General features: G+C 47.5%; 17 protein-coding genes. 1 reads left to right on the top strand and 16 read right to left on the bottom strand.

Annotated features, from left to right (window positions below; all coding sequences use genetic code 11):
* Positions 1–178: 178 nt before the first annotated feature.
* On the top strand, positions 179–331 hold the full coding sequence (locus T456_RS22355) for a hypothetical protein (protein ID WP_155837989.1): 153 nt from the start codon (positions 179–181) through the stop codon (positions 329–331).
* Positions 332–432: 101 nt separating this feature from the next.
* Here the strand turns inward: T456_RS22355 and T456_RS0106110 are convergent, their stop codons facing one another.
* The 16 genes from T456_RS0106110 to T456_RS0106035 all read right to left on the bottom strand — a co-directional run bounded on the left by T456_RS0106110 (position 433) and on the right by T456_RS0106035 (position 25,121).
* Entirely contained in the window at positions 433–4,959 is a 4,527-nt protein-coding gene (locus T456_RS0106110; RefSeq protein WP_024865397.1) for a PolC-type DNA polymerase III, read from the bottom strand.
* Between the two features lie 103 nt (positions 4,960–5,062).
* Positions 5,063–6,121, bottom strand: coding sequence for a flavodoxin-dependent (E)-4-hydroxy-3-methylbut-2-enyl-diphosphate synthase (ispG, locus tag T456_RS0106105; protein WP_024865396.1), 1,059 nt, complete (start codon positions 6,119–6,121; stop codon positions 5,063–5,065).
* 38 nt (positions 6,122–6,159) lie between these two features.
* Positions 6,160–7,212, bottom strand: coding sequence for an RIP metalloprotease RseP (rseP, locus tag T456_RS0106100; RefSeq protein WP_024865395.1), 1,053 nt, complete (start codon positions 7,210–7,212; stop codon positions 6,160–6,162).
* A complete protein-coding gene (locus tag T456_RS0106095; protein ID WP_024865394.1) occupies positions 7,209–8,360 on the bottom strand; it encodes a 1-deoxy-D-xylulose-5-phosphate reductoisomerase in 1,152 nt (383 codons plus the stop codon). The genes rseP and T456_RS0106095 overlap by 4 nt, the downstream gene beginning before the upstream one ends.
* Positions 8,361–8,422: 62 nt before the next feature.
* On the bottom strand, positions 8,423–9,247 hold the full coding sequence (locus T456_RS0106090; RefSeq protein ID WP_024865393.1) for a phosphatidate cytidylyltransferase: 825 nt from the start codon (positions 9,245–9,247) through the stop codon (positions 8,423–8,425).
* Between the two features lie 33 nt (positions 9,248–9,280).
* Positions 9,281–10,006 (bottom strand): isoprenyl transferase, encoded by a 726-nt coding sequence (locus T456_RS0106085; RefSeq protein WP_024865392.1) that lies wholly within the window; start codon positions 10,004–10,006, stop codon positions 9,281–9,283.
* 10 nt (positions 10,007–10,016) lie between these two features.
* Complete coding sequence (frr, locus tag T456_RS0106080) at positions 10,017–10,568, bottom strand: ribosome recycling factor (RefSeq protein ID WP_024865391.1); 552 nt, start codon at positions 10,566–10,568, stop codon at positions 10,017–10,019.
* A 16-nt stretch (positions 10,569–10,584) separates the two neighbouring features.
* Positions 10,585–11,280 carry a UMP kinase gene (gene pyrH / locus T456_RS0106075; protein ID WP_024865390.1) on the bottom strand — a complete coding sequence of 232 codons (696 nt, stop codon included), beginning with the start codon at positions 11,278–11,280 and terminating at the stop codon, positions 10,585–10,587.
* A gap of 18 nt (positions 11,281–11,298) precedes the next feature.
* Positions 11,299–12,237, bottom strand: coding sequence for a polymer-forming cytoskeletal protein (locus tag T456_RS0106070; RefSeq protein WP_024865389.1), 939 nt, complete (start codon positions 12,235–12,237; stop codon positions 11,299–11,301).
* Positions 12,238–12,262: 25 nt separating this feature from the next.
* Positions 12,263–13,264 carry a polysaccharide deacetylase family protein gene (locus tag T456_RS0106065; protein ID WP_024865388.1) on the bottom strand — a complete coding sequence of 334 codons (1,002 nt, stop codon included), beginning with the start codon at positions 13,262–13,264 and terminating at the stop codon, positions 12,263–12,265.
* Positions 13,265–13,393: 129 nt separating this feature from the next.
* A complete protein-coding gene (locus T456_RS0106060; RefSeq protein ID WP_024865387.1) occupies positions 13,394–14,044 on the bottom strand; it encodes a hypothetical protein in 651 nt (216 codons plus the stop codon).
* Positions 14,045–14,196: 152 nt separating this feature from the next.
* On the bottom strand, positions 14,197–15,921 hold the full coding sequence (locus T456_RS0106055) for an ArnT family glycosyltransferase (RefSeq protein ID WP_024865386.1): 1,725 nt from the start codon (positions 15,919–15,921) through the stop codon (positions 14,197–14,199).
* 14 nt (positions 15,922–15,935) lie between these two features.
* Positions 15,936–17,558: a DUF5722 domain-containing protein gene (locus T456_RS0106050; RefSeq protein WP_024865385.1), complete on the bottom strand. Its 1,623-nt coding sequence runs from the start codon at positions 17,556–17,558 to the stop codon at positions 15,936–15,938.
* A 136-nt stretch (positions 17,559–17,694) separates the two neighbouring features.
* Positions 17,695–18,453: a tRNA pseudouridine(38-40) synthase TruA gene (gene truA / locus T456_RS0106045; protein WP_024865384.1), complete on the bottom strand. Its 759-nt coding sequence runs from the start codon at positions 18,451–18,453 to the stop codon at positions 17,695–17,697.
* Positions 18,454–18,613: 160 nt separating this feature from the next.
* Positions 18,614–23,899 carry a glycoside hydrolase family 16 protein gene (locus T456_RS21115; RefSeq protein WP_024865383.1) on the bottom strand — a complete coding sequence of 1,762 codons (5,286 nt, stop codon included), beginning with the start codon at positions 23,897–23,899 and terminating at the stop codon, positions 18,614–18,616.
* A 133-nt stretch (positions 23,900–24,032) separates the two neighbouring features.
* The gene (locus T456_RS0106035) at positions 24,033–25,121 is read right to left on the bottom strand and encodes a ribose-phosphate pyrophosphokinase (RefSeq protein ID WP_024865382.1); all 1,089 of its coding nucleotides are present in this window, start codon (positions 25,119–25,121) and stop codon (positions 24,033–24,035) included.
* Between the last annotated feature and the right edge of the window lie 38 nt (positions 25,122–25,159).

Genomic DNA, 25,159 nt, shown 5'->3' with positions numbered 1-25,159 from the left:
GTTCCGGGTTTTCCATGCCCGTTAAGTTTATTTCACAATTGTTAAATATATGTTCATATATGAAATATTTCATAAATATTTCAGAATTTAAACCCAGACTGAACACAATTTGTATATACAATTAACTTGTGAATCTTGAGGGGGTGTTCCAATAAAACACTTACAGGAGGTAACAAATATGGGTGAATTGAAAGGTATCGCGCAGTATGAGGTAAATCTGATGAGGGACAGACTTCATGCGCAGGCACTGCATCGCAGGAATGTTTCTCTTCTGAAAAGAGAGGTTCAAAGAGAAGCACAGGAAATGAAAAAGTTACTCGGCAACCGTTAAGAGTGTAAGAAAAAGGCTGTAGCTCTAAGCGTCATCTACGCTTAAAGCCACAGCCTTATTTTTATTGTCTTATCTTCGCATTCCGAAATTCCGCAGATTCATCAGGCCTGTTTCATCAGGTCAAAGATACTGATCTGATTGGAATCCGGTATATCTCCAAGAAGTCCCATATCAGACATCTTGTCGATAACGGTCTGGGGACACTTGGTCCTCTGACGGAAGTCATCCTTTGAAAGGAAAGGACCGTCCTTGGCAGCTTCCACGATCTGGTCGGCAGCCTTCTCACCCATGCCGTCGATACTGGTAAGGGAAGGCATGATCTTATCTCCGATCACCTGGAACTCCCTTGACTTGGCCTTGAAAATGTCGATGGGCATGAAATCTATGCCTCTCTCATACATCTCCTCCACCAGTCTCATATCGCCGTACTCGGCCTGCTGGGCATTGGTAAGCTCGTCTTTCCTTGAATTGTAATCCTTCATGATCCTTCTGAGATGGGCTTCACCCTGGCACATGTGCTCATAGTTGAAGGCCTTGGCTCTTATACTGAACCATGCGGCATAGAATGCCTGAGGAACATAAACCTTAAAGTATGCGATTCTCCAGGCCATCATTACGTAAGCCGCAGCATGGGCCTTGGGGAACATATACTTGATCTTCTTGCAGGACCAGATGTACCAGTCGGGAACACCTGCCGCCACCATGGCCTCCTCCATCTCGGGAGTAAGGCCCTTACCCTTACGAACAGACTCCATGGTCTTGAAGGAAAGGGACTTGTCCATTCCCTTCTGGATAAGGTAGATCATAATATCGTCTCGACAGCAGATACAGGTGTCGATGGTAGCTGTGCCCTCCTGGATCAGGGTCTGGGCATTGCCCAGCCATACGTCCGTTCCATGGGACAGTCCCGAGATCCTTATAAGGTGGGACAGGGACGAAGGCTTGGCATCGATAACCATCTGCATGGCAAAGTCCGTACCAAACTCTGGAAGACCAAGGCATCCAAGCTTTGTTCCTCCGATCTGTTCAGGCTCTATGTTCAGAGACTTCGTATTCATGAAAAGACTCATCACGTTCTTGTCATCCAGCGGCACCGTCTTGGGATCAAGTCCGGTACAATCCTGAAGGAACCTTATCATTGTGGGATCATCGTGTCCCAGAATATCAAGCTTTAACAGGTTGTGGTCGATGGAATGGTAATCGTAATGTGTGGTGATGGTGGCCGTTGTCATATCATTGGCCGGATGCTGCACGGGACAGAAGGAGTTGATGTCCTCTCCCACAGGAAGAACTATGATTCCTCCCGGGTGCTGGCCGGTTCCTCTTCTGATGCCGGTACAGCCCTGCACTATCCTGTTGATCTCACTTTTTCTTTTTACTATTCCAAGTCCGTCGTAGTATTTCTTGACGAAACCGTAAGCTGTCTTATCCGCCAGGGACGCAATGGTTCCCGCTCTGAAGGTCTGGCCGTAGCCAAAGATAACCTCGGTATATTTGTGAGCTTTGGACTGATACTCTCCCGAGAAGTTAAGGTCGATATCAGGCTCCTTGTCTCCCTTGAATCCAAGGAAGGTCTCGAAAGGAATATCAAATCCGTCCTTGTACATATAGGTTCCGCACTTGGGACATTTCTTATCCGGCATGTCACAGCCGGAATTGCCGCCGTACTTAAGAACATCCTCGGAATCGAAATCGCTGTACTTGCACTTGGGGCAGACATAGTGCGGGCTAAGGGAGTTAACCTCCGTTATACCGGAAGTGAATGCCACAAAGGAAGATCCTACCGATCCTCTTGATCCAACCAGATATCCGTCCTCATTGGACTTCCAAACCAGCTTCTGGGCAATAATGTACATAACCGCGAAACCGTTCTTTATAATGGAGTTCAGCTCTCTCTCAAGCCTCTCCTTAACGATCTCGGGAAGCTCCTCGCCGTAGATCTCGTGAGCCCTGTCATAACAGATCTTGGTAAGGATCTCATCACTGTTCTCGATGACGGGAGCGCATTTGTCGGGACGAACGGGAGAAATACTCTCGCACATATCCATGATCTTTCTGGGATTGTCGATAACTATCTCTTTTGCCTTGTCCATGGAGAGATAATCAAACTCTGCCATCATCTCATCGGTGGTACGAAGGTAAAGGGGCGCCGGCTCCTCGTCGTCCATACCCTTACCTGCCTGGATGATGGTCCTGTAGATCTCATCCTCGGGATTAAGGAAGTGCACGTCGCAGGTTGCAACAACCGGCTTATTGAACTCCTCGCCCAGTCTTATGATCTCTTTATTTATCTCCCTGATATCCTCATCGCTGTTGATATCTTCATATCTCTCACTGGTTATCATGAAGCGGTTATTGCCAAGAGGCTGAACTTCAAGATAATCGTAAAAGCTCACAATATTTGCTATTTCCTCGGGGGGCCTGCCCTCAACAATGGCGCCGTAAAGCTCGCCTGCACAGCAGGCACTTCCTATGATGAGCCCCTCCCTGTACTCCATCAGCAAGCTCTTGGGAATAAGAGGGAATCGTCCGTTAAAGTAATCAAGGTGTGACTTGCTGACAAGGGTATAGAGATTAACCCTTCCCAGAGTATTCTTAGCAAGGATAATACAATGCTTGGGCCTTAAGTGCTTTACCATATCCGGCGTTGGCTTACCAAGGATGTTGACATCCGTAAGGTTAGCTGCTCCCTGCTCTTTCAGCATGGGAATAAATTTATTGAAAATAAGGGCCGTACATTCCGCATCATCCACGGCTCTGTGGTGATGCTCCAGCACAATGTTCATGATCTTTGCTACCGCATCAAGAGTGTGTTTGGCTCTTGTAGGGTAGAAATATCTCGACAGCCACATGGTATCTACAGTGGTGTAATCCACATCTATACCAAGGTCTGTACAGTTCTGGTTTATAAAGCTTATGTCAAAAGAGACATTGTGTCCCACCAGTACCGCGTCTTTGCAGAACTCAACGAACTTAGGGACGATCACTTCCCTGGTAGGTGCATCCATTACCATTTCATCGGTAATGCTGGTGAGTTTCTCGATCCTGTAGGGAATAGGTACCTGAGGATTGATGAACTCCGAGAATCTGTCGATTATCTCGCCGTTTTTGATCTTCACCGCACCGATCTCAATGATCCTGTTTTTGATGGGAGAAAATCCCGTAGTCTCGATATCGAAAACAACAAAGGTGGTGTCATCAAGACTCTGACCCTTATTGTTGGTTACAATCTCCTTGAGGTCATCCACAACATAGGCCTCTACACCCTGAATGATCTTGAAGAAATCCTGTCTCTCGATGGGCGGCTCTCCGGCCTCCTTGCGGCGCTTGTTCTCGCCCTTAAGGAGATCTTCCCAGGCATGGTTTGCATCGGTGAGCGCCTGCACAACGCCGTGATCCGTGATGGCAATGCCCGGCATGCCCCACTTATAGGCCTGCTTGACGATGTCCTTAACCTCGGATACACCGTCCATATCGCTCATCTTGGTATGGCAGTGGAGCTCTACTCTCTTGACCTCTGCCCTGTCCTCTCTCTTGGTGGTAAAGTCCGGTATCTTCTTGACACCAACCACTGACTGTATGGACAGCTCATGATCAAATCTGTCGATGGCTGCGATTCCCTTTATCTTTACGAAGGCTCCCATCTTGATGTCCTTGGTGATCTCGGGAACATCCTCTGTGTTTACAAACATCTTTACGGCTATGGAATCCGTAAAGTCAGTGATGGCAAATATGAGAATGGTCTTCTCATTCTTGATGTCTCTTGTATCAAATTCGATGATCTTGCCGTGGACGGTTACTTCACCAAGCTCGTCCATAAGGTCCACCAGCTTCATCGCATCGTCTTCAAAGTCTCTGCCATAAAGCACATCAGGATTATCGGATCTCTTGTAGCCGCCTCCGAAATCTCTTTTACCGCCCCATTTTCCGCCCTTGTTAAAGGCAGGCTTTGCGGTCTTTTCCGTGGTGGCGGTCTTTACCTCTTCTGCAGCTTCCTTTGCCTTCTCTTCCTTTGCGGCAAGAGCAGCTTCTTTTTTCTCCTCGGAAGCCTTCTCCATGGCCTCAAGCTTCCTAGCCATATCGGCGGACTCTGCGCCGTAATCAGGCGCCTCCTCCTTGTCCTCTACAGGAACAAATTCAGAAGAAAGACATGCTGAAAGACCGCACCTCTCGTTGATGATCTTTGACAGCACGCGAACAAGGTCGGGGCCTTTCTTCTTGCCAACGACCGTATCCTGCAGCTGCATTATTATGTTGTCCTGATCCGGATACACAAAAGACGCAGAGCGAAAAAGACTATACTGCATATGGTCATAGTCTTTAAGCTCCAATTCTATGCTCTCCCTGTACAGCTCCAGAAGATTCTCCGGTGTGTACTGGGCGGAAAGACTGAATTTCTCGTAGATCTTGATGGTTATATCCTGATTGTCAAAGAGCTGTTTCTTGATGCTCTTCTCGGTCTTAATGATATCTGTCTTGTCGATCAGCTTGTTACTGGAAATATATATACGAATAAAGTCCTGCTTCCTGGTGGTGGAAACCTTCTCCACCACTGCCTGCTCCATGATCTCCCTGACATGGCTCTCAAGCGTCAAAGAAGGGAACACTTCAAAAAACAACTTCCCCATACTACAAAAATCCTCACTACAAAAATCAAAAGGAAGTTCTGCTCTCGACTAAAGTCTCGCCAGAACACGTTCGAACTAAGCTCGAAAGAATCTCGCTAAGTTCTCACAGCCAGTTATCAAGTTCTTCCTTAAGCACTGAAAGAAGATCCTGTTCCGGTACCTTTTTAACTATCTCTCCGTTCTTGATAAGAAGGCCTTCCCCGATTCCGCCGGCAATTCCTATGTCAGCTTCCTTGGCTTCTCCCGGGCCGTTTACCGCACATCCCATAACTGCCACCTTGATATTAAGATGGTCATATCCCTGAACCATGGTCTCAACCTTATTGGCAAGTCCGATTAGATCGATCTTGGTCCTTCCGCAGGTAGGACAGGAAACAACCTCTATTCCGCCCTTTCTGATATCCAGAGTCCTAAGGATTGCCTTGGCGGATTTGATCTCCTCCACGGGATCTCCCGACAGAGATACTCTTATGGTGTCACCGATGCCCTCATTAAGGATGATGCCAAGACCTACAGCAGATTTGATGTTTCCGCCATAAACAGTTCCCGCCTCGGTAATGCCAACGTGAAGAGGATATGCGCACTGCTTAGCAAGAAGTTCATGAGCCTTTACGCAAAGCATGACATTAGAAGACTTGATGCTGACAACCATGTTGTCGTATCCAAGGTCCTCAATGATGCCCACCTTGTCCAGAGCGCTCTCCACAAGGCCCTCGGCTGTAACACCGTGATATTTTTCCACCAGCTCTTTTTCCAGGGAACCGCTGTTAACTCCAACTCTGATGGGAATCCCACGCTCTCTTGCGCAGGAAACCACAGCCTCGATCTTGTCCCTTCCGCCGATGTTTCCTGGATTGATCCTGATCTTGTCGGCGCCGTTCTCCATGGCTGCGATTGCCATCTTGTAATCGAAGTGGATATCCGCAACGATGGGAATATGTATCTGCTTCTTGATCTCCCCGAGGGCTTTTGCTGCCTCAAGGGTAGGGACCGTGCTCCTTATGATCTCGCATCCGGCCTCTTCAAGTCTCATTATCTGCGCTACGGTGCCCTCAACGTCCTCGGTCCTTGTGTTGGTCATGGACTGGATAAGGATAGGATTGCCTCCGCCTATCACTCTGTCACCGATATGTACAACCTTAGTATTATCCCTGTAACTCATATACATCCTTTCATAATGCAGTTCTGCTCCAACGCTTCTTACCTTGTAAACTTAGTTATGTCGTTAAACAGAACAAAGACCATAAGTCCCATCAGGGCAATCATGCCCACCATGTGCACAAAGCCCTCTTTCTCGGCCGGCACGGGTTTTCCTACGATCACTTCAATAAACTGGAACACCAGTCGTCCGCCGTCCAGTGCAGGAAGGGGCAAAAGATTCATCACTCCCAGGTTCACTGAAAGCAAAACCGTAAGGGAGAGCATTGTAAGAAGCACCGCGGAAATGCCGTAGGGCTTGACCTCCTCATAGGTGTCATCCACGATCTTGACCATTCCGACAGGGCCTGAAACATCGTCCTTTGAAAGTCTTCCCTTTACAAGAAGTGCAAGGCTTCTGTAGGTAGTCTTAAAGTAGTAGCGAACCTCATACCAGGCATACTTTAAGGTCTGCGGTCCTTTGATCTCACCGTACTGTCCAAGGTAGATACCCATGTAATAGCGGGCATCTTCCTCGCTGTACTTGGGGATAAGGGTAGTCTCATGAAGTTCACCGTCACGCTCGTACACGATATCCATTGGGCTGCCTTCGGCAAACTGGGAAATGAGGGTTACCTCTCCCGCCATGTATACCTTCTCCTTGTCAACGCTGATGATCTTGTCACCGGGCATAAGTCCTGCCTCGGCTGCGGCGGAATCATCCGTCATCTTGCTGATAACAGGGAAGTTCCAGGCTGAAAATCCAACCAGCACCACTGCAAGAAGATAAGCTATAAGGAAATTGGCAAAAGGTCCCGCAAACAGGGTTGCTATCCTTCTCCACACGGGAGCATTAAGGAAGGAGTGCTCGTCGTAATCCCCCTTCTCCTCTGCCACAGGGTCCATGCCGTCAAAGACGCAGGCACCGCCGATGGGAAGGAGCTTGATGCTGTAGAGGGTATCACCCTTTTGCTTTTTCCAGATGGTGGGGCCCATTCCCACAAAAAACTCGTTGACTCTGATACCGCCTGACTTGGCCACAAGAAAATGTCCCAGCTCATGGGAGGTAACCAGTACCCCGAAAATTATAAAAAAGATTATTACACTTACTATCATATGTTGTACTTCTCCGAAAGAAATCTGTAGGTTTCGGCCTCCGCCTCAAGGATTGCCGCAACATCGGGATTCTCTATCCTGTCATGATGCTGCATTGCCTCCTCGATCATATCGTAGATCTCAAGGTATCTGATATCTCCCTTTAAGAATCTTTTTACTGCCATCTCATTGGCTGCATTGAATACTGTCGGCATGCTGCCGCCGATCCCGGCAGAATCGTATGCAAGTTTAAGTCCTCTGAAAGTCTCGGTATCCGGCTTTTCAAAGGTCAGGCTTCCCAGTTCAAAAAGATCCAGTCTCTTCTCGGCCATTGGTCTTCTGTCCGGGTAAAAGAGTGCGTACTGGATGGGAAGTTTCATGTCGGGAACACCAAGCTGTGCGATCACTGCACCGTCCGTGAACTGAACGCCGCTGTGAACTATGCTCTGGGGGTGAACAAGAACCTGTATCCTGTCAAGGTCAACTCCAAAGAGCCACTTGGCTTCCATAACTTCAAGTCCCTTATTTACAAGGGATGAGGAATCGATGGTAACCTTGGGTCCCATATCCCAGTTGGGGTGCTTAAGGGCATCGGCTGCGGTCATATTCTCAAGCTCCGCTCTTGTCTTGCCCCTGAAAGGTCCGCCGCTGGCTGTAAGCAGGATCTTCTCTATCTTGTCCTTGGGCTCTCCGTTGAGGGACTGGAAGATAGCGCTGTGCTCGGAATCTACCGGAAGCATCTGAACACCCTTCTCTTTTGCAAGAGGCATGATGATATGCCCTGCGCACACAAGGGTCTCCTTGTTGGCAAGAGCTATATCCTTGCCGCTCTCTATGGCCCGTATGGTGGGACGGATTCCGATCATACCCACAACTGCTGTTAATACAGTATCTGCCTCGGGAACGGATACAATCTCCAAAAGTCCGTCCATTCCGGACAGTACCTTTATGCCGGTATCGCTGATCTTCTCCTGCAGCTCTTTTGCCGCATCAGCTTCATACATGCAAACGTAGCGGGGATGGAACTCGCGAACCTGCTTCTCCACATCCGCAACTCTGCTGTTGGCTGCAAGGCCCACAACCTCAAGCTCAGAGCTGTTATTTCTTACAACATCCAGGGTCTGGGTTCCGATGGAGCCCGTAGAACCCAAAAGTACTATCTTACGCATATTTTTCCCTCAAATGAAAAGCACCCTGCAGAGGTCTCCCAAACAGGGTGCATATCAAAGTTTTAATTAAGAAGTGGCACCAGAACCGCTGCCAGAAAATAAATACAAGGTGTCACGAATATGACACTGTCGAACCTGTCCATGATACCGCCGTGACCGGGAATGATATTCCCGTAGTCCTTGATCTGATGATCTCTCTTGATCCCTGAGGCAAGAAGATCACCAAGCTGGGAGATAAGGCTTCCCGCAAAAGTGATGATCATCAGGATGGGAATGACCATGGCATCATGAGTCTCGTTTCTGTAAAGAAGATATCCGAAGATCGCACCCACCAGCACTGAGCCTAAAACTCCGCCGATGGCTCCCTCCACGGTCTTCTTGGGAGACAGAACCGGAACCAGTTTATGCTTGCCGAAAGCTCTTCCGGCAAAATATGCACAGGTATCACAAACCCATGCTATAAAAGGTATCCACGCAAAATATATTCCAAGATGACTGATCCTTAGCAAATACACAAAGGAAATATTAACGGGTACATAGATAAAGCAGAAAAAACAGGTGATGGCCTGAGTTGATGTATACCTCGGGAACCTGAGTACGTAGCACACCATTATGAGAAAGAACGCAAACATAATGGAGAAAACGTAGTACCTGTAATCCTTTATCAGTATCATCTGGATGTAATGGACCAGAATGGAAATGTATCCGCCTATCTCCAGTCCGTTCATCTTCTGCCCCTCGGTATGGATCCCGGTAGCCCTTGTCAACTCAAAGAAGCCGATACAGGAAACCACCAGAAGTGCCGAGGCTAAGACATATCCGCCGGGTATAAGGACTGCCGCAAGAACTATGGCAATGACCACCCCGCTTATAACTCGTGTTCTCAACTTATCTTACCAGCCTTGTCATTATTGTCATTGTCACACCTGATCCTGTTTAAGTCCGCCGAACTTCCTGTTCCTTCCGGAGTAGGACTCGATGGCCTTTACCAGCTCCTGCTTGTTGAAATCAGGCCAGGCAACAGGCGTGTAGTAAAACTCTGTATAGGCGCACTGCCACAACAGATAATTGGAAATCCTCTGCTCATTACAGGTACGGATGAGAAGATCGGGATCCGGGAGGAAGTTTGTGTCAAGATTCTCGGCTATCATCTTCTCGGTGATATCCGCTGCCGCAAGCTCTCCCTTTTCTACCTTATCGGCCACTTTCCTTACTGCTCTTGTGATCTCGTCCCTGCTGCCGTAATTGATGGCAATGGTAAAGGTAAGACCGGTATTGCCCTTGGTCGCCTCTTCAAGCTCTGCGATGGCATCCTGAATGTCCTGTGAAAGTGCTGTTCTGTCACCGATGACACGGCACCTTACATTGTTCTTCATGGACTTCTTGATACTGGTCTTTAAGTAATTGCGAAGGATCGTCATGAGGGCGGAAACCTCCGCCTCGGGACGACTCCAGTTCTCTGTTGAAAATGCATAAACGGTAAGATATTTGATTCCCAGATCCCTGGCATCAACCAGGATATCCTCTACCGCTTTGGCTCCCTGCATGTGTCCGTAGTTTCTTGGCATTCCTTTGGCTTTGGCCCATCGGCCGTTGCCGTCAAGGATTATGGCCACATGTTCGGGAATATTTAAATTCTCTTCCATAAAACTTCCTTTATACGGTCATTACTTCCTTACATTTTTCTTCTACTGCAGCATCGATGTCCTTGATGAACTTGTCAGTAGTCTTCTGAAGCTCGTCGTTAAGATCCTCGATCTCATCCTCGGAAACATCGGTTCCCTTAAGCTTCTTGAAGGCATCATTGCCGTCACGTCTTACGTTTCTTACTGCAACCTTGGCATCCTCACCCTTCTTGCGGATGTCCTTGGTGAGCTGTTTTCTGCGCTCCTCAGTGAGCTCGGGGAAAACAAGTCTTATCACAGCGCCGTCGTTGCTGGGAGTGATTCCCAGATCTGAAGCCATGATGGCCTTCTCAATATCCTTGATAAGGCTCTTGTCCCAGGGTGCGATCTGAATGATACGAGCCTCGGGAATTGATACGTTGCCCACCTGCTGAATGGGTGTAGGTGTTCCGTAATAATCTACCTTGATCTTGTCAAGAACATGGGGATTGGCTCTTCCCGCACGGATACCTGCCAGATCATCCTTAAGGAAATCAAAGGATTTCTGCATTTTGTCGTTGTAAACTTTAAGCCTTTCGTTCATACCTTAACCTCCTTGATCAGTCTGCAGTAACGGTAGTTCCGTTGAACTTGCCGCTTGCAGCCTTAACGATACTGTTTTCTTCCTGAAGAGCAAATACTCTCATGGGCATCTTGTTGTCCCTTGCCAGAATGGATGCTGTCATATCAACAACCTGAAGATTCTCTTTGATGACATCATCGATGGAGATCACATCATATCTCTTGGCATCCGGATTCTTGGCGGGATCGCTGTCATATACACCGTCAATAGCCTTTGCAAGAAGCATATAATCTGCCTCAACCTCGATAGCCCTGAGCACAACGCCGGTGTCTGTTGAGAAGTAGGGATGACCTGTTCCTCCGGCGAAGAAAACTACCATATTTTTTGAAAAATATTTATTAGCTCTGTCCTTGGAAAAGAGCTTGGTAAAAGAGCCGCACTCAAAGGGAGTGAGGATGCTTGTCATCATTCCCTCGCTCCTGAAGATCTCGGAAACATAGATGCAGTTCATTACGGTAGCCAGCATTCCTATCTGGTCTGCCTTTACCCTGTCTATAGCTTCGCTGCTTCTTCCTCTCCAGAAATTACCGCCGCCGATGACGATACCAACCTGTGTTCCGGCATCTACAAGCTGCTTGACCTGCAGTGCCACCTTTCTGACGGTATCCTCGTCGAATCCGGTCTTTTTGTCGCCTGCAAGCGCTTCACCACTGAGCTTTAATAAAATTCTCATATCGTCTCCATTATAAGATTATTTATTCTTAAGTCCCTCAAAGAACTCTGAAGGATTAACATCAGCATATGCCTGTGAGCACATACCTTCGATAACAGCACCGTTGTTGATCTGCACGGACTGGGACTTGATGTTGCCCATTACGATGGCTGTTGTATCAAGAACAACAGGACCGTGAACGTCGATGTCGCCCTTTACAGCGCCTGCGATAACTGCGCTTGAGCCGAAGATGTTGCCAACGATAACTGTGCTCTGGCCAACCTTAACACTGCCCTTACTTCTAACCTCTCCGGTGATCCTTGCTGCCTCTGCATAGATCTCGGCTGCGTTTGAATCTCCGTTGATCTCGCCGGTAACGTTCAGCTTGCCAAGGCATCTGATGTTACCTGTGATCTTACCGATAAGTTCAAGTGATCCTGTGGTCTGAATGTCGCCGTTAACCACCATTCCCTCGGTGATGCTGGCAATCTCATCTGTAGGTGTCTGCTGTTCAAAATCCATTGTCTCAAATCCCCCATGCTTTGTTATTTGTTCTGTTTCTGCATTTTTATCTGCAACATATTTGTCGATATGAACAGGATCGATAGCTTCAAGAGCACTCTTGGGCTCCTCCACAACTTTTTCAAGCTCAGCCTCGGTCTGCTCCTCAATCTTCTGCTCAAGAGTCTCTTCCTTGGGCTCCTCAACTGCTTCCCTGAAATCGTCCTCTTCCGGTTCCTCCCCGGCAGGTTCTTCCTCGACAGGTTCCTCCTTGGCAGGTTCCTCTTCCTCCTCGGCAACGCTCTCGTCCAGCTTGATATCGTCCAGACGCTCCAGCATGCTGCTTAAGTCGGCGGGCTTGCGCTCCTGCTCAGCCTTGTTCTCATCAAGACTTTCTGTCATCTCAGGCTTCTCCTCAGGCATCAGCGTGTTCACCGCCTGAGAGAGATCGCTTTTCAATTCAGAAAAAAATCCCATCTTGATCTCCTCCATTTCAATCTTCTTAGTTGTTGTTGATATGTTGAACCGGTAACGTATTGTCCGTTATCGGAACTATCACTGTGTCATCCATGGCCTGGATCGCCTCGATGATCTGGGGCAATGCATCCACTGTACTCTGCTTGTCTGCAGCATCATGCATAAGCACGATGCAGTGTTTAAACTTCGGAACGTTGGTGACTATGTTTGAATAAATACTCTCCTTGGTAGCTCCCGCTCTGTCGTCTCCGGCAGATACATTCCAGTCATAGTAGGTGATCTCTGCGCTGTTCAGGTGATCGATGAGTTCCTTCATGTCCACCTGGCTCACACCGTTGGAGCTTCCTCCCGGGAATCTGTAATACCTGGCCCACACTCCTGTGGTCTCGTATAAAAAGATCCTAAGCTTATCAAGATCGTCCTTGAAAGAATCCAGTGAAGAATATATATCGCTGTATTTGTGGCTGTAGGAATGCATTCCCAGTGTATGTCCGTCATCCACTATTCTTGCATATACATCCTTGTACTTGGCGCTTGGCTTGCCGCACACAAAAAAAGTAGCCTTTACATCGTACTCTTCCAAAATATCCAGTATCTCGTCAGTTGATGAACTCGGTCCGTCATCAAAGGTCAGATAGACATATCTGGTGCCCTCAATATCCTCCGGATTCTGGGCTCCGCTGACATCAATGGTGGCATAGTCAACATCCATTTCCTCATCAGCTGAGGCATCGGAAGTACTTACGGGAGAGCTCTTCGTTTCGGTGGCCGGAGATTGGGGTTCACCCTCCTCTTCTGCTCCGAGGATCTCCATTTCGCTGCCATATCTTGATCTATACCATTCAAGGTCCGCACTTGCCTGTTTATATCTGTCATTAAGCCTGTCATACCTCACCGCAAGGATCACACATATACAGGTGGGAATCAGGCAGGAAGCTGCTACTGTCGTAAGGATGAGTCTGCGTAAACGGCGGATTCGACTGCTGTACTCTTTGCGCTCTTTTTTTTCCGCTTTGTTGGACTCCATTACTGCAATTCTCTTTCAAATAATTATATATAACCAAACCTTAGTATAGCATAGTTTAGTCAACTCAAAAAGGGAGTTTTTCATTATTGAAAAACTCCCTTAGCACTATCTTTATCATGTTTGAAGGCCTTACTGAACCGAGGTATAGGTCACCAGATAATCGTCATAATTTCCGGCGAACATTCCCACCTCCTGAGAATTGCTGCTGCCACCGTGGAAGGTGATCCCTTCATCGGCAATATTCACTGTATCAAAGGCAACTGCCTCTCCGTCTTTAAGAAATACTGTCCTTACACCAACACCCTGAAGGTCCTTGTCAGAGTAGTTTGTTGCACTTACTGTCAGGGCTTCATCTGTTCTCTCGGCATCCAGCTTAACTGAGTTGTAAGCGCATCTGTCGGTGGGGCTTACTTCAAAGCTGTAATCATAGTCGGAAACGCCTTCTATCCTGCTGTTGGCAAACTGGCCGTATATGATGAACTGCTGTCCGTCCCTTACCGCCTCGTGCTGATCGTTAACTTTGTAGAGAGAATTTCCGTCGTTATCCTTAGCCACAAAGTCCGCTTCAACCGCTATATCTTTTCCCGTGTTATTGGTCGCTACAACAACATAATATGTGGAAAATCCGCAGCTGTCGGGGATAATGTACTCACTGTCCACAGTAATGCCCTCATCAGGCTCCTGTGCGGCGTATGAAATTTGGGCGGGATTGATACTTAAGAAAAGGACTGTAAGAATAACCCCCGATGTGATGATAATTGAAAAAAGACCCTTCTTCATACCGATTCCCTCCAAGAAAAAACAACAGATTCTGCATCAAACGATCAACGTTTCTGCATGAACTAATTATGAAAGAAAATCGGTGTCTGTGCCATAGGTTAAGCCCAGATTTTATGCACATTTAAGAAAGATTATCTTCTGTTTATAATCTCTTAATTTTCCCTGTAGATGAGGTGGTATCCGCCGAAGTTTTCCACAGTGTAACCTGCGCTTTCAGGGAAAAGAGAAAGCTCGCTGCTGGCCACCACAAACACGTCATCCGCATACTGTGATTCAGTCACATCCTCGGGAAGCTCGAATATGAAGTTGCCAAAGCTTCTTGCTATCCTGAATTCAGCGTAGGGGTCCTTGTACTCCACAGTGGAATAGAACTTGTGGGGGTCATACTCCGTGTAATACAGAGTCAGCATGAAGGGCGCGGAAAGTCCCTCGTAGGTTGAGCGCACCTGCCGCTCATCCCCCGCGATGTCGTAGGCTCTTTTCATGGCATCCCCGTACCCCGGCATGTAGATGCTGGTGGCATAGTGAGAGTAATCCGTGAAGTAGTCCCTGGTAAAAGATAAAGCGGCTACAAGGACGATCCCCGCAAGAACCGGAAGTGTCTTTCTTGTATTCTCAAGAATGAACACTCCGCCCTTTACAAAGAAATAGATGCAGGGAACAAAGAGCATCACAAGTCTGTTGATATCCGGGATTATCACAAGACCCAGAACAATGCTGGCAGCGGCAAATGCCACGAACACTGCGTTCATAATGCCTGCTCCATCTTCTGTCTCATCTTTCTTCCGGGCAAAAAACTCTTTGACGCCCACCACGATCCCGAGGAAAGTAACAGGGAAGGTGAACTCGTAAAGGGATGCATATCCCGGGTAATAGTGCGCTATGGTATGGGCAGAATCCCCTATGGTAACCGCAAGGAGCACGGACTTGAGATTGTGCAGAAGCTTGGCGGGAAGATCTCCGTTAAAGGCAATAAAAGCTTCTCCGGTTCTTGCCGAAGTGAATTTGTTAAAGGAAAAGTACGGGGTGAGGATCTCGGGAAGCCCAAGATAATTAACACCGTAAAATACCAGCAGCGGGAGGAAGATCACAAGGAACGTAACTCCTGAGATAATGAGCTGCTTGAAGTTAAGGGCCCTGTTTATCATGGCGTATATGCAAGCGATAAGAATGGTGACGGGCACAACGATTGTTGCTGCGCCATAGCTGTACATACATACGGCAAAGGAAGCGGCACTGAGGGCATAAAATCCCGTGCTCTTCTTTCTTGCAACCAGTACGAAGAAATAGATGGCCAGCATCATGTTAAAGGGCATGATATTGCAGTCAAGGCTCCACCTGGAAAGGATGATATGCCAGGGGCAGACCGCAAGAAATCCGGCCCCGATAAGAGCTGCCTCGTTGCGATAGCTCTTTTCCCTGAAACCTTCCCTTAATGTTGCGAAAAGAAGCGGAATGGTGGCTGTTCCAAGGATTGCAGGGATGAGTCTCAGCTTTGTGATCCCTGTGCCGAAAAGCTTTGTGGAGATCACGTTGAGATAGATAAGAAGCGGGCTTCCGCCGCCGCACCCCCAGGTGATGGGGTAAATTGGCCAGGGATAGCCGTTTCTGTCAATTCCGTAGTTTACAAGGCAGAAGGCATCGTATCCGATGGAGGCCTCGTCCTGCTGAAGTCCAAGGGGGATCTGTCCGATCTTAAAGAGGCGAAGAGCCGCTCCCACCAGGAATATCACCGCAAAGGCGATCATGGCTGCCTTATCGCTAAGGCTCTTTCGAGAGCTCTTTTGCCCCTTTCTGAAAAATACAATAACGGCCGCTGCGACCAGAAGGACGCAGGCAGCCGTTGCTATATAGTTGTAGATGTCTATTATTCGCATGAATAAGTCTTCCTTTATCTGGCGTGCATGGCAGCTCCCCAATCGGTGATGCCCATATACTGCGCCGCCGCATTTATGTAGCTTCCCGCATTGCCGCCGCTCATCTGCTGGTAATACTCAAAGGCCAGCTTGCGGGATCCGTCGGTCCTTGTAAGGCCAAGGGCAAGGCCCTCTGAAATCTCCACAACCGAATCCGTCTGGCGGTTAAATACGATCATGGTGATATATCTGTTTGTCATAGCCCTCTGATAGGCATAGACAATGGCAGCCGCCTGGGCCTGATCTCCCTGGGTAGATGAATAGCCAACCTCTGTAAGAAGGATCGGGCGCACTGCTCCCTTTGTATTTAACATAGCCGGCTGGCACATGTAATCCGTCAGTGCCTCAATGTTCTCCATCGTAAGGAACGGAGTATTTATATCGTGGGTGACCATGGCTGCGTTCTTGGGTGTCCAGAAGCTGGTCCAGTTCATGGGATAATTGTAAGGATGCTCCGCCAGTCCCCAATCGATATTGCCCTGTGCAGTAATGCAGGCATTAACAGCCTCTATCATGCTGCGGGCCGAGTAATATGCGGCATTGTGGATGCGGGTCCAGTTCTGGTCCACGCTGATGCACACATAGGCATTGGCATTACGGCTCTTTATGGCATTGTAGCACACTCTTACCGAATCAGCATAGAGCTGAGCGTAAGTCATAAGATCAGATACGCCGGTCCAGTTCCAGATTGTCTTGGCATTTACCTCGTTGCCCACAACCCAGTTGTCCACCTGTCCGTAGCCGTTCTGGCCGTTATATCTGTATGCAAGATACGAAACCACTGCCTCCAGTGTCTCAAGACCCTGATCCTCAGAGGTATTCATCATGTAATAATGTGCCTTGCCGATTCCTCCTCTGGAATAGGGGGATATCATATATTCCTCACCGGGAACATAGGGGTTCAAAAGAACCATAGTCATTCCCATACCCTGTGAAGTACTGGTCCTTACGCAGTGATCATACTGACTAAGATATGCGGAATCGAAGTGATAGGTTTTGCCGTTGTAATCATAGGTAACAGCGCCGTTTCCGCCCACTACGTCCTCAAGATTTATGTTGTAGGCTGCCTGCTGGACTCCCAGCTGCACAGACTCGTTGTTGCCGTTGCCGATCTTGGCACCGTCAAGGATAAGACCCTTCTTGCCCCCGTTCCGTCTTCCGGGAGATGATGTGGCAAGGGCTTCGGGATTTGTGATATATCTTGCGCCTGACACCGCAACGAAGCTGCCACCCTGAAGGACGGCAACCTGGAACTTGTCATAGAGATGACAAGATGTGGTCTTGTAACCAAGTGAAAAACTAAAGACGGCTGAAGAGCCGATTGGAACCTGGGCCACGGGACTTCCGGCCGGTGACACCTGATAGGGCTTCTCCGCAAAAAGATAAAACATTCCGTCGTCACTTGAAGGCAGATCCGAAGCAGAAACGTTTACCACCACGTTCTCTCCTGCAATGGTCGCGGAATTAATGCTGACAGCCCCAAGGCCTGCAGCGCAGGATGTGATGCTAAAGCCGCTGAGTGTGCTGAGCATTATTGCAGCTGAAACTATAAATGTAACAAGGAATCTGAATGAAAATCGCCTTGATCTTTTCGCCAAAATAACCCTCCTATATGATAACTCTCAAAAAATACGGTTAACAATATAATGATAATAGATATTCGTGTTATAAATCAAGGGATTATCCTGGAGGTGATGTACCTGTAGCGATGGCGAGGATGGGATAATCTCTGAATCAATAATCTACCTTCATCATGCACAGCCCCTCAGGACGAGCTGTGGGTCCTGCCTTCTGACGATCACAGGCTTCAAGTATGTCCTTTACCTCATCGGGACTTATGTTGCCATATCCCACCTCAAGAAGAGTTCCCGTAAGGATCCTTACCATATTCTGGAGAAAGCCGTTGCCATGGAAGTAAAGTCTTATGTAATTGCCGCTCTCCTCGATGTTGATGGTATCTACGCTTCTTACGGTGGACTTCTTCATCTTGGTGTTGCCGCAAAAGCTCTTGAAATCATGGGTTCCCACAAGGTGCTCTGCCGCCTTTTTCATAAGTTCAACGTCGGGACGCTGTTCAAGGACAGTCACATATTTCCTGTCAAAGACCGGTTTTGAAGTACCGTACCAGCAGGTGTAGCGGTAGGTTTTTCCGATAGCATTATATCTTGCATGGAACCTGTCGGAGCAGGCTTTCACGTCGTTGACGCTGATATCCTCAGGAAGATATTCATTCATGTATCTTTGGATCTCTTCCTCTGTCATGTCTGTTTCAAGGATCGCATTGGCAGTCATGGCCCTTGCATGGACTCCCGCATCGGTGCGGCCTGCGCCAATAAGATTCACAGGGTTATCCTCAGGGGCATTTGTCATTCTTGAAAGAACCGACTCAAGCTTGCCCTGGATCGTCATGTCTTTGCCGGGCTGCCTCTCCCATCCGTAATACCTGGTTCCGTCGTAGCTTATGATGAACTTGAAATTTCTTTTACTTGCCATGAGTTTGACCTGCCTTGCTTATATTCTTTCGCTTGTATTCTCTATGATATTACGTCCGGGCTGAGTTGACAAACCATCTTAAAAGAAAAGCGCCCGCCATGAAGACGAGCGCTTTCCTTTGGTTAAGGAAAAAAGGTGTGGAATAAACTAATAAATAGGATTATTTCTTTCTGAAAACTCTAAGGTAAGCAATTCCGCCTGCTACCGCAGCTGCAGCGAGTGCTGCAAGTATTACGATAAGAAGGGTATTTGATCCCTGCTGTGCAGGTTCTGCTGCAAGAGGAGTTTCAGCATCTGCAATATCCTCTGTCTGCGCAGGAGCTTCCTTTGTTTCTGTCTCTTCGTTATCAATCACAACTTCAGCGGGTTCCTCTACTGCAGGTGCTTCTACTTCTGCTTCCTCAGTCTCTGCCTCGTTGTTGTCTGTATTGGACTCTGTTGTTGTGGTTGTGGTTGTTGTAGTTGCTGTGCTGCTCTTGCCGCTTCCGGATCTTCCTGAAGCCTTTGTGGTTGTACCTGCATTTGATGCAAGAGCTGTATCACCTGTTCTTGTTGCGCCAAGAACCTGTGAATTCTGGCCGGCTGCTGCCTGGTTTCCGGTTGTGCTCTGGTTTGAAGAACCGCTGCCGTGGTTTGAAGAACCTGAGCCGCTTGTGCTTCCTGATCCTGCATTTCCTGAGCCGGAACCTGCATTACCGGATCCGCTGTTGCCGGAACCAGCGTTGCCTGAGCCGGAGTTGCCTGAACCACCGTTACCGCCGGTTGAGCCGCCATTTCCGGAATTTCCACCGGTTGATCCGCCATTGCCGTTTTCGGGCTCTTCGTTGTCACCGCTACCGGTTACAGGAGCTTCAAAGTTGTCATCATCTACATTGTCATCATTATCAATATCAGTACCGGATGAAGTTTCTTTTACAAGATCAAGACTGATACCCTTGAAGGTGAAAGTCATATCTCCTGTAGCTGCGCTGTTACCGAAACCGAAGTTAAGGTGACAATCATCCATGGAAGCCTTTGATACAAATTCTGTCTCGTAGGTGTAGAATCCGTCTGCATCAGGTATAAGTCCGTTAGAATCAACCTTTACAACATCCTGCGCAACTGTCCATGATCCGCCGTTCTGCTGAACGATGTACTCAAAGGTTCCATTGTTAGTTCCGGTCATCTTGTACTTAAGTGAAAGCTTATACTTGCGGCCTGCCACGATTGAGAAGTTGCTGCTGCCAAGCTGAGGTGAATACCATGATCCGCCGCTGGCAATACCACTCATTGTCTTTGAACCGTCTGCGCCTGTAGTAACTCCGATTGAAGAACCTGCTCCGCTGTCTCCTGTCCATGTGGTTGAATCGTCAACAGGGTTCTCATCGGCGCCTGATGCCTGGTTCTCACCGGTCATCTTCACATTATCAATCTGTACGCTTGTGCCCTTAGCAAATGTCAGAACGATTGCTGCATTTGCAATGTCTTCTGTTGTCTCAAATGTAAGAGAATATCTTCTTACTCCATCATTAGCATTGTAAGAAGCCTTTGCGGAAGTAACTTCTCTTCCAAGGGATACTATATCACCTACAGTATTTGTAGTGTAAACAGAAGCCTTAACTGCTGAGTCTGTATCTGAGAACAGATCAAATGAGAGTGTGTACTTGTCAGCTGTCATCTTAATACCGGGCTGATAGATAGCAGGAGATCCGCCATTAGCAGATACCTCTCCTCTTCTCTCATAGTACTTGATACCATCCGGGATATTCTCATAGTTAGTCATGGATGCAATGTCTTTTACCTTTACATCTGATGACTGAAGAGCTCTTGTAGTATATCTGGGAACGCTGATGCTTGTTCCTGCTGCGGGCAGCCAATATGCTGTGTGGCCGTTGCCCTGATCAAAGGTGCCGTTGAAGATCATATTGCCGTCAGCAAGCACTCCGTGCGCTCCTGAAGGGTCTGTTGCACCTACAAGCTCGGGATCTACAATCTCAACTTTTACATTGCCGATATAAACTGTTCCTGTTCCCATTCCGCCGATGTTGAACTCGATACGGCAGTTGTCAAAGTCCTCTGACTGCTGGAACATGAAGGATCTTGTCTCAGGCTCTGCTCCAAGACTGAAGCTCTGGACTCCGTAGGTGCTCCATCCTGCGTATTCCTTGGAATCGCAGTTAACCTGCTTACCTACAAGGCCGCCCTCTGCATATGTATCATAAGTTACTCTGTATACATATCCTTTCTTGGCGTCATAGTGACCAATGAGCTGTACGCCATAGTCCTTGCTTCCCTGCTTTATAACATCTACCTTGGCCCACTGGGTTCCCTTATTATCTGTTACTACACTTGCTGTTGCAGAGGCATCATCCTGATTTGAAAGGTACCACTTACCGCTTCCCTTTGCGCCGTTATCATTATGTCCGCCGCCTGTTACATCAAGAGTTGCGTCTGTGATCTCTGCGATCTGGTTTATTCCTTCATACTCAGTCCAGTCAACAGCTGCTGATGAATCTGCTGACTTTGTTACAGAATCAGCGTATCCTTCGTTTCTCTGGAATACACGTACATAGTCAACATACATGTTGATGTCATCCTTGAAAGCTGCCTTGTTGGAGCTGCCGCCGAACTGACCGCTGTCTACAGCAAGGTTAAGGATCATATAGAAAGGCATATCAAAAGGTGCATCAAAACCAAGTGAATCTGAAGCTCCGGGAATTGCGCTTGACCAGTTGCTGGAAGTATAAATCTCTTTTCCATCATAATAGAAGGTCATCTTGCCGGGTTCCCAATCAACTGCATAGGTATGGAAATAGCTGATTTCAGAATCAAGTGCTGTATAGCCGCTTCCCTTGTATACATGGCTAGGAACACCCCAGTGAAGTGTAGAGCAAGCCTGATTGGTCTGAGTACCTGTTGTCTCAAGGATATCGATCTCACCTGATACAGGCCATCCGCCATAAATATCAGTGCTCTGAGGAAGCATCCAGAAAGCAGGCCATGCGCCGGGTGTCTGAGGAAGTGAGATTCTCGCCTCAACGTAGCCATAAGTGGTATTGAAGAGTTCACCGTTTGGCTTTGTTGTTCTAAGTCTTGCTGATGTATAGTTCTTGGCTGACTCATTGGCATACTGGTAACCGGGCTGGTTAACAGCAGAAATTCTAAGAACTCCTTCGCCCTGTCCGTCGCCGTCAAAGTCTTCGTTTACACCAACGTTGGTTTCCTTGTCTGTATAGCACTGGAGCTCATTATTACCCCAGCCGTAATTACCGCAGTCTGTTGTTCCGTCACCGAGCTGATATGCCCAGTTGTCAAGGTTAAGTCCGTTGGCATCTACGTTAGCTGATCCATAGTTTCCGTCAAACTCATCGGACCAGATAAGCTGGTAGCCATCTTTGCTTCTTCCTGGATCGGCATAATCAAATTCGGAATTCTTGTTGGCCCAATCGTACTCAGCGCCCTTTTCAGAACTACCTGTATTTTCGGAGGCCTCTGTAATCTTCATATTATTGATGACAATGGTACCTGCTAAGTCTGCAGCCTCACCTGCCATCTGTCCAATACCGAAGATGATGGATTTATCCCCGGTGAAAGTTCCGCACTCAACCTCTTCTTCATAGTGGGTAGTTACATTTGCTTTCAGATTAAGTGTAGTGGAAGTAAATCCCTGATTGTCGTTGTCAAGCTTAAAGAACACCTTCTTATCCACATTAGAAGTGATATCATACTCGATGTTATAAGTTGTATTGTCGATAAAAGGATATCCGTTGACAAAGTACTGCAACTGCCATTCACTGTTCTGATTACCGAAGCTTGTTGCATCGATAGTAAGAGTTGATCCGTCTTCTTTATAAATTGCTGCTGCATTTCCCCAGTTGCCTTTGCTGCCTTCATACCAGAACTGATCATACTCTTCGAAATTCACATAATCGTCTTCTGCTTCCTCTTCTCCGGCTTTTGTGATCTTTATGTTATCAATCACGAAAGTTCCGCTTCTGCCATCACCCTCGCCCATGTTACCAAGACCAAAGATGATATCCTTTGTTCCTGTAAACGTGCCGCAGTCTACAGTCTTGCTGTAGTGATATGGCTGACCGCCTGTAACAGAAACAACCTCCGCGATGAAGCCTGCTTCATTATCAAGTTTGAAAAAGAACTTCTTGTCAATCGTTGAAGTAACATCATACTCGATTGTATAAGTCTGATTGTCCTCAAACGCATAACCGCGGACAAAGTACTGGATTGCCCATTCATTGCCGCCATTACCAAAGTTAGCCACATCAAAAGTAACTTTACTGCCATCCTCGGTATATGTTGCAGCTGCGCCTGCCCAGTCACCTACGTACCAGTTCTCATCATAATCCTTAAGATTAAGATACTTGCCGTTTGGTGTATGAGGTGTTATGGGCTCTACGGGTGTAGGCTCTTCAATCTCACCTCCCTCGTAGATCTTCATGTTGCTGATAACAATCTGTCCACCTACGCTAGCGGGTTCTCCACCCATCTGGCCAAGGCCAAAAATAATATCCTTGTCACCGGCAAACACACCGCAGTCCACAGTTTTCTTGTAATGAAGGGTTTCATTTGCCTTTACGGAAACAGTATCAGAAACAAAACCTGCGTCTGCATCATTCAACTTGAAAAGGAATTTCTTATCTATAGTCGAATCAACATCATATTCGATAGTGTATCTTGTATTATCCTTAAATGGATATCCCTTTACAAAATACTGCATCTGCCATTCGTTTGACTCGGTTCCGAAGCTGGTTGCATCAATAACAAGAGAGGTTCCATTCTCTGTATAAGTAGCGCTGGCATTTCCCCAGTTATCCTGGCTTCCAACAAACCATTTTTCAGCATAGTCTCGATAATTTACATACTCGCTGCTTGTATTGTCTTCACCGGCTCCACCTTCTCCGGGATTATCGGTTCCGGACTCGCCGCCTTCGCCTTCATCACCGGTTCCCGTTCCGCCGCCTTCGCCTTCGTTGCCGGTTCCGGTTCCACTACCTTCACCACCGGTTCCTGCTCCGCTGCCTTCACCGGGCTCTTCCTGTCCGGATCCGTCTGAAGCAGCGCCGCCTGGGATAGTTATTGTAGCTGTAGCTGCCTGTGAAAGTTCGCCGTCCTGCTGGCCCTGGATCTCAATGAGATATTCTCCGGCTGCATATTCGTCAGGGTACCAGTAATTTCCCAAAGGCTGATTGGGATATACCTTCTCATAGTCATTGGCTTCACATGAGATAGTTACAGTATACAGATCGTATCCTGCAGCGCCCCATACAACATTAATACCTTTACCCTCTTCGTAATTAGCCACCTGGCCGAAGGGTATACCAAGGCCTTCGTTAATCGGTTCCTGTGCTGCAAAGGTCTGAATACCTGTCAGCATAGGTGACGAAAGTGACAGCGTAAGTGCGAATGCCAGTGCTATGGCCATTCTACTCTTATGATTTCGCTTCATCATAATAAAAAAACCTCCCATAAAAATAGTAAACTTGCCCCATTGGTATACTTATTGTAATTTAAACGATTAAGTATATTGAGGTGCTATTTTTCGTGAAGGTGTTTTTATTTTATAGAATATTTATACATTTATATTAATGTTTATATTTGGCTATGGTCTCCCTTATCCTGTCTGCAGGCTTAGTGAGCTGTGTCAGGCTTCCGCGCTTGTTCAGCGTATCGATGATAGCTGCAATATAGCGATTCATATTTACCGAACAGTAATACTCTTTGGAGAGCAGTTCCTCTTTCTGGTGAATAAGATTCGTTGTGAAGATCCTGGTGAAAAGACCTTGCTCATAAGCCTTATCGAATTTCTCAAAGCCGCTGGAGAAAAGGCCGAAGGTTGAAAAGATAAATACTCTCTTAGCTCCCAGTTTCTTGAGTTGTCCCGCAACATCGATCATGCTTCCGCCGGAAGCGATCATGTCATCCACAATCACCACATCCATTCCCTCAACGGAAGCTCCGCTGAAGTCATGGGCAACGATAGGATTTGATCCGTCGACTATCCTGGAGTAATCTCTTCTTTTATAGAACATTCCAAGGTTCACTCCAAACACCGATGCCAGGAAAACAGATCTTTCTGTGGCGCCCTCATCGGGAGCAATGAACATGAGATGATCCTTGTCTATCTGAATATCCTCATACTCTGTGAGAAACGACTGAACAAACTGAAGTGCCGGTGAGACATTGTCAAAGGATCTTAAAGGAGTAACGTTGCTCATCCTGGGGTCATGGGCGTCGAAGGTAACAAGGGAATGAACTCCCATATACTCCAGCTCTCTTAGCATAACCGCGCAGTCCAAAGATTCTCTCATGGTTCTTCTATGCTGCCTGCTCTCATAAAGAAAAGGCATCACAACGTTGATTCTTTCGGCCTTGCCGCTGCAGGCTGCGATAACACGTTTAAGGTCCTGGTAATGGTCATCGGGAGACATCCGGTTCTTTTCCCCGTCCATCTTGTAGGTCAGGCTGTTGTTGCAGACGTCCACTATGATATAGATGTCCTTGTCTCTTACGGACTCTCCTACGATTCCCTTGGCTTCGCCGCTGCTGAATCGCGGACATTCGCAGGGGATAAGGTAGTTGCCCCCGTCTCGCCATTTGGATATTATTTCATTAACTCTTTTCCCATTCTCAAGAGCTGATTCCAGCGCTATGATTCCCAGATTTTCATTCATGAATTAGTCCTCCTGTGTTGTAAATACGATTATCGCAT

This window comes from Butyrivibrio sp. FCS014 (genome assembly GCF_000526935.1).
Lineage (GTDB): Bacteria > Bacillota > Clostridia > Lachnospirales > Lachnospiraceae > Butyrivibrio.
This window is presented reverse-complemented; position numbering and strand designations above follow the sequence as displayed.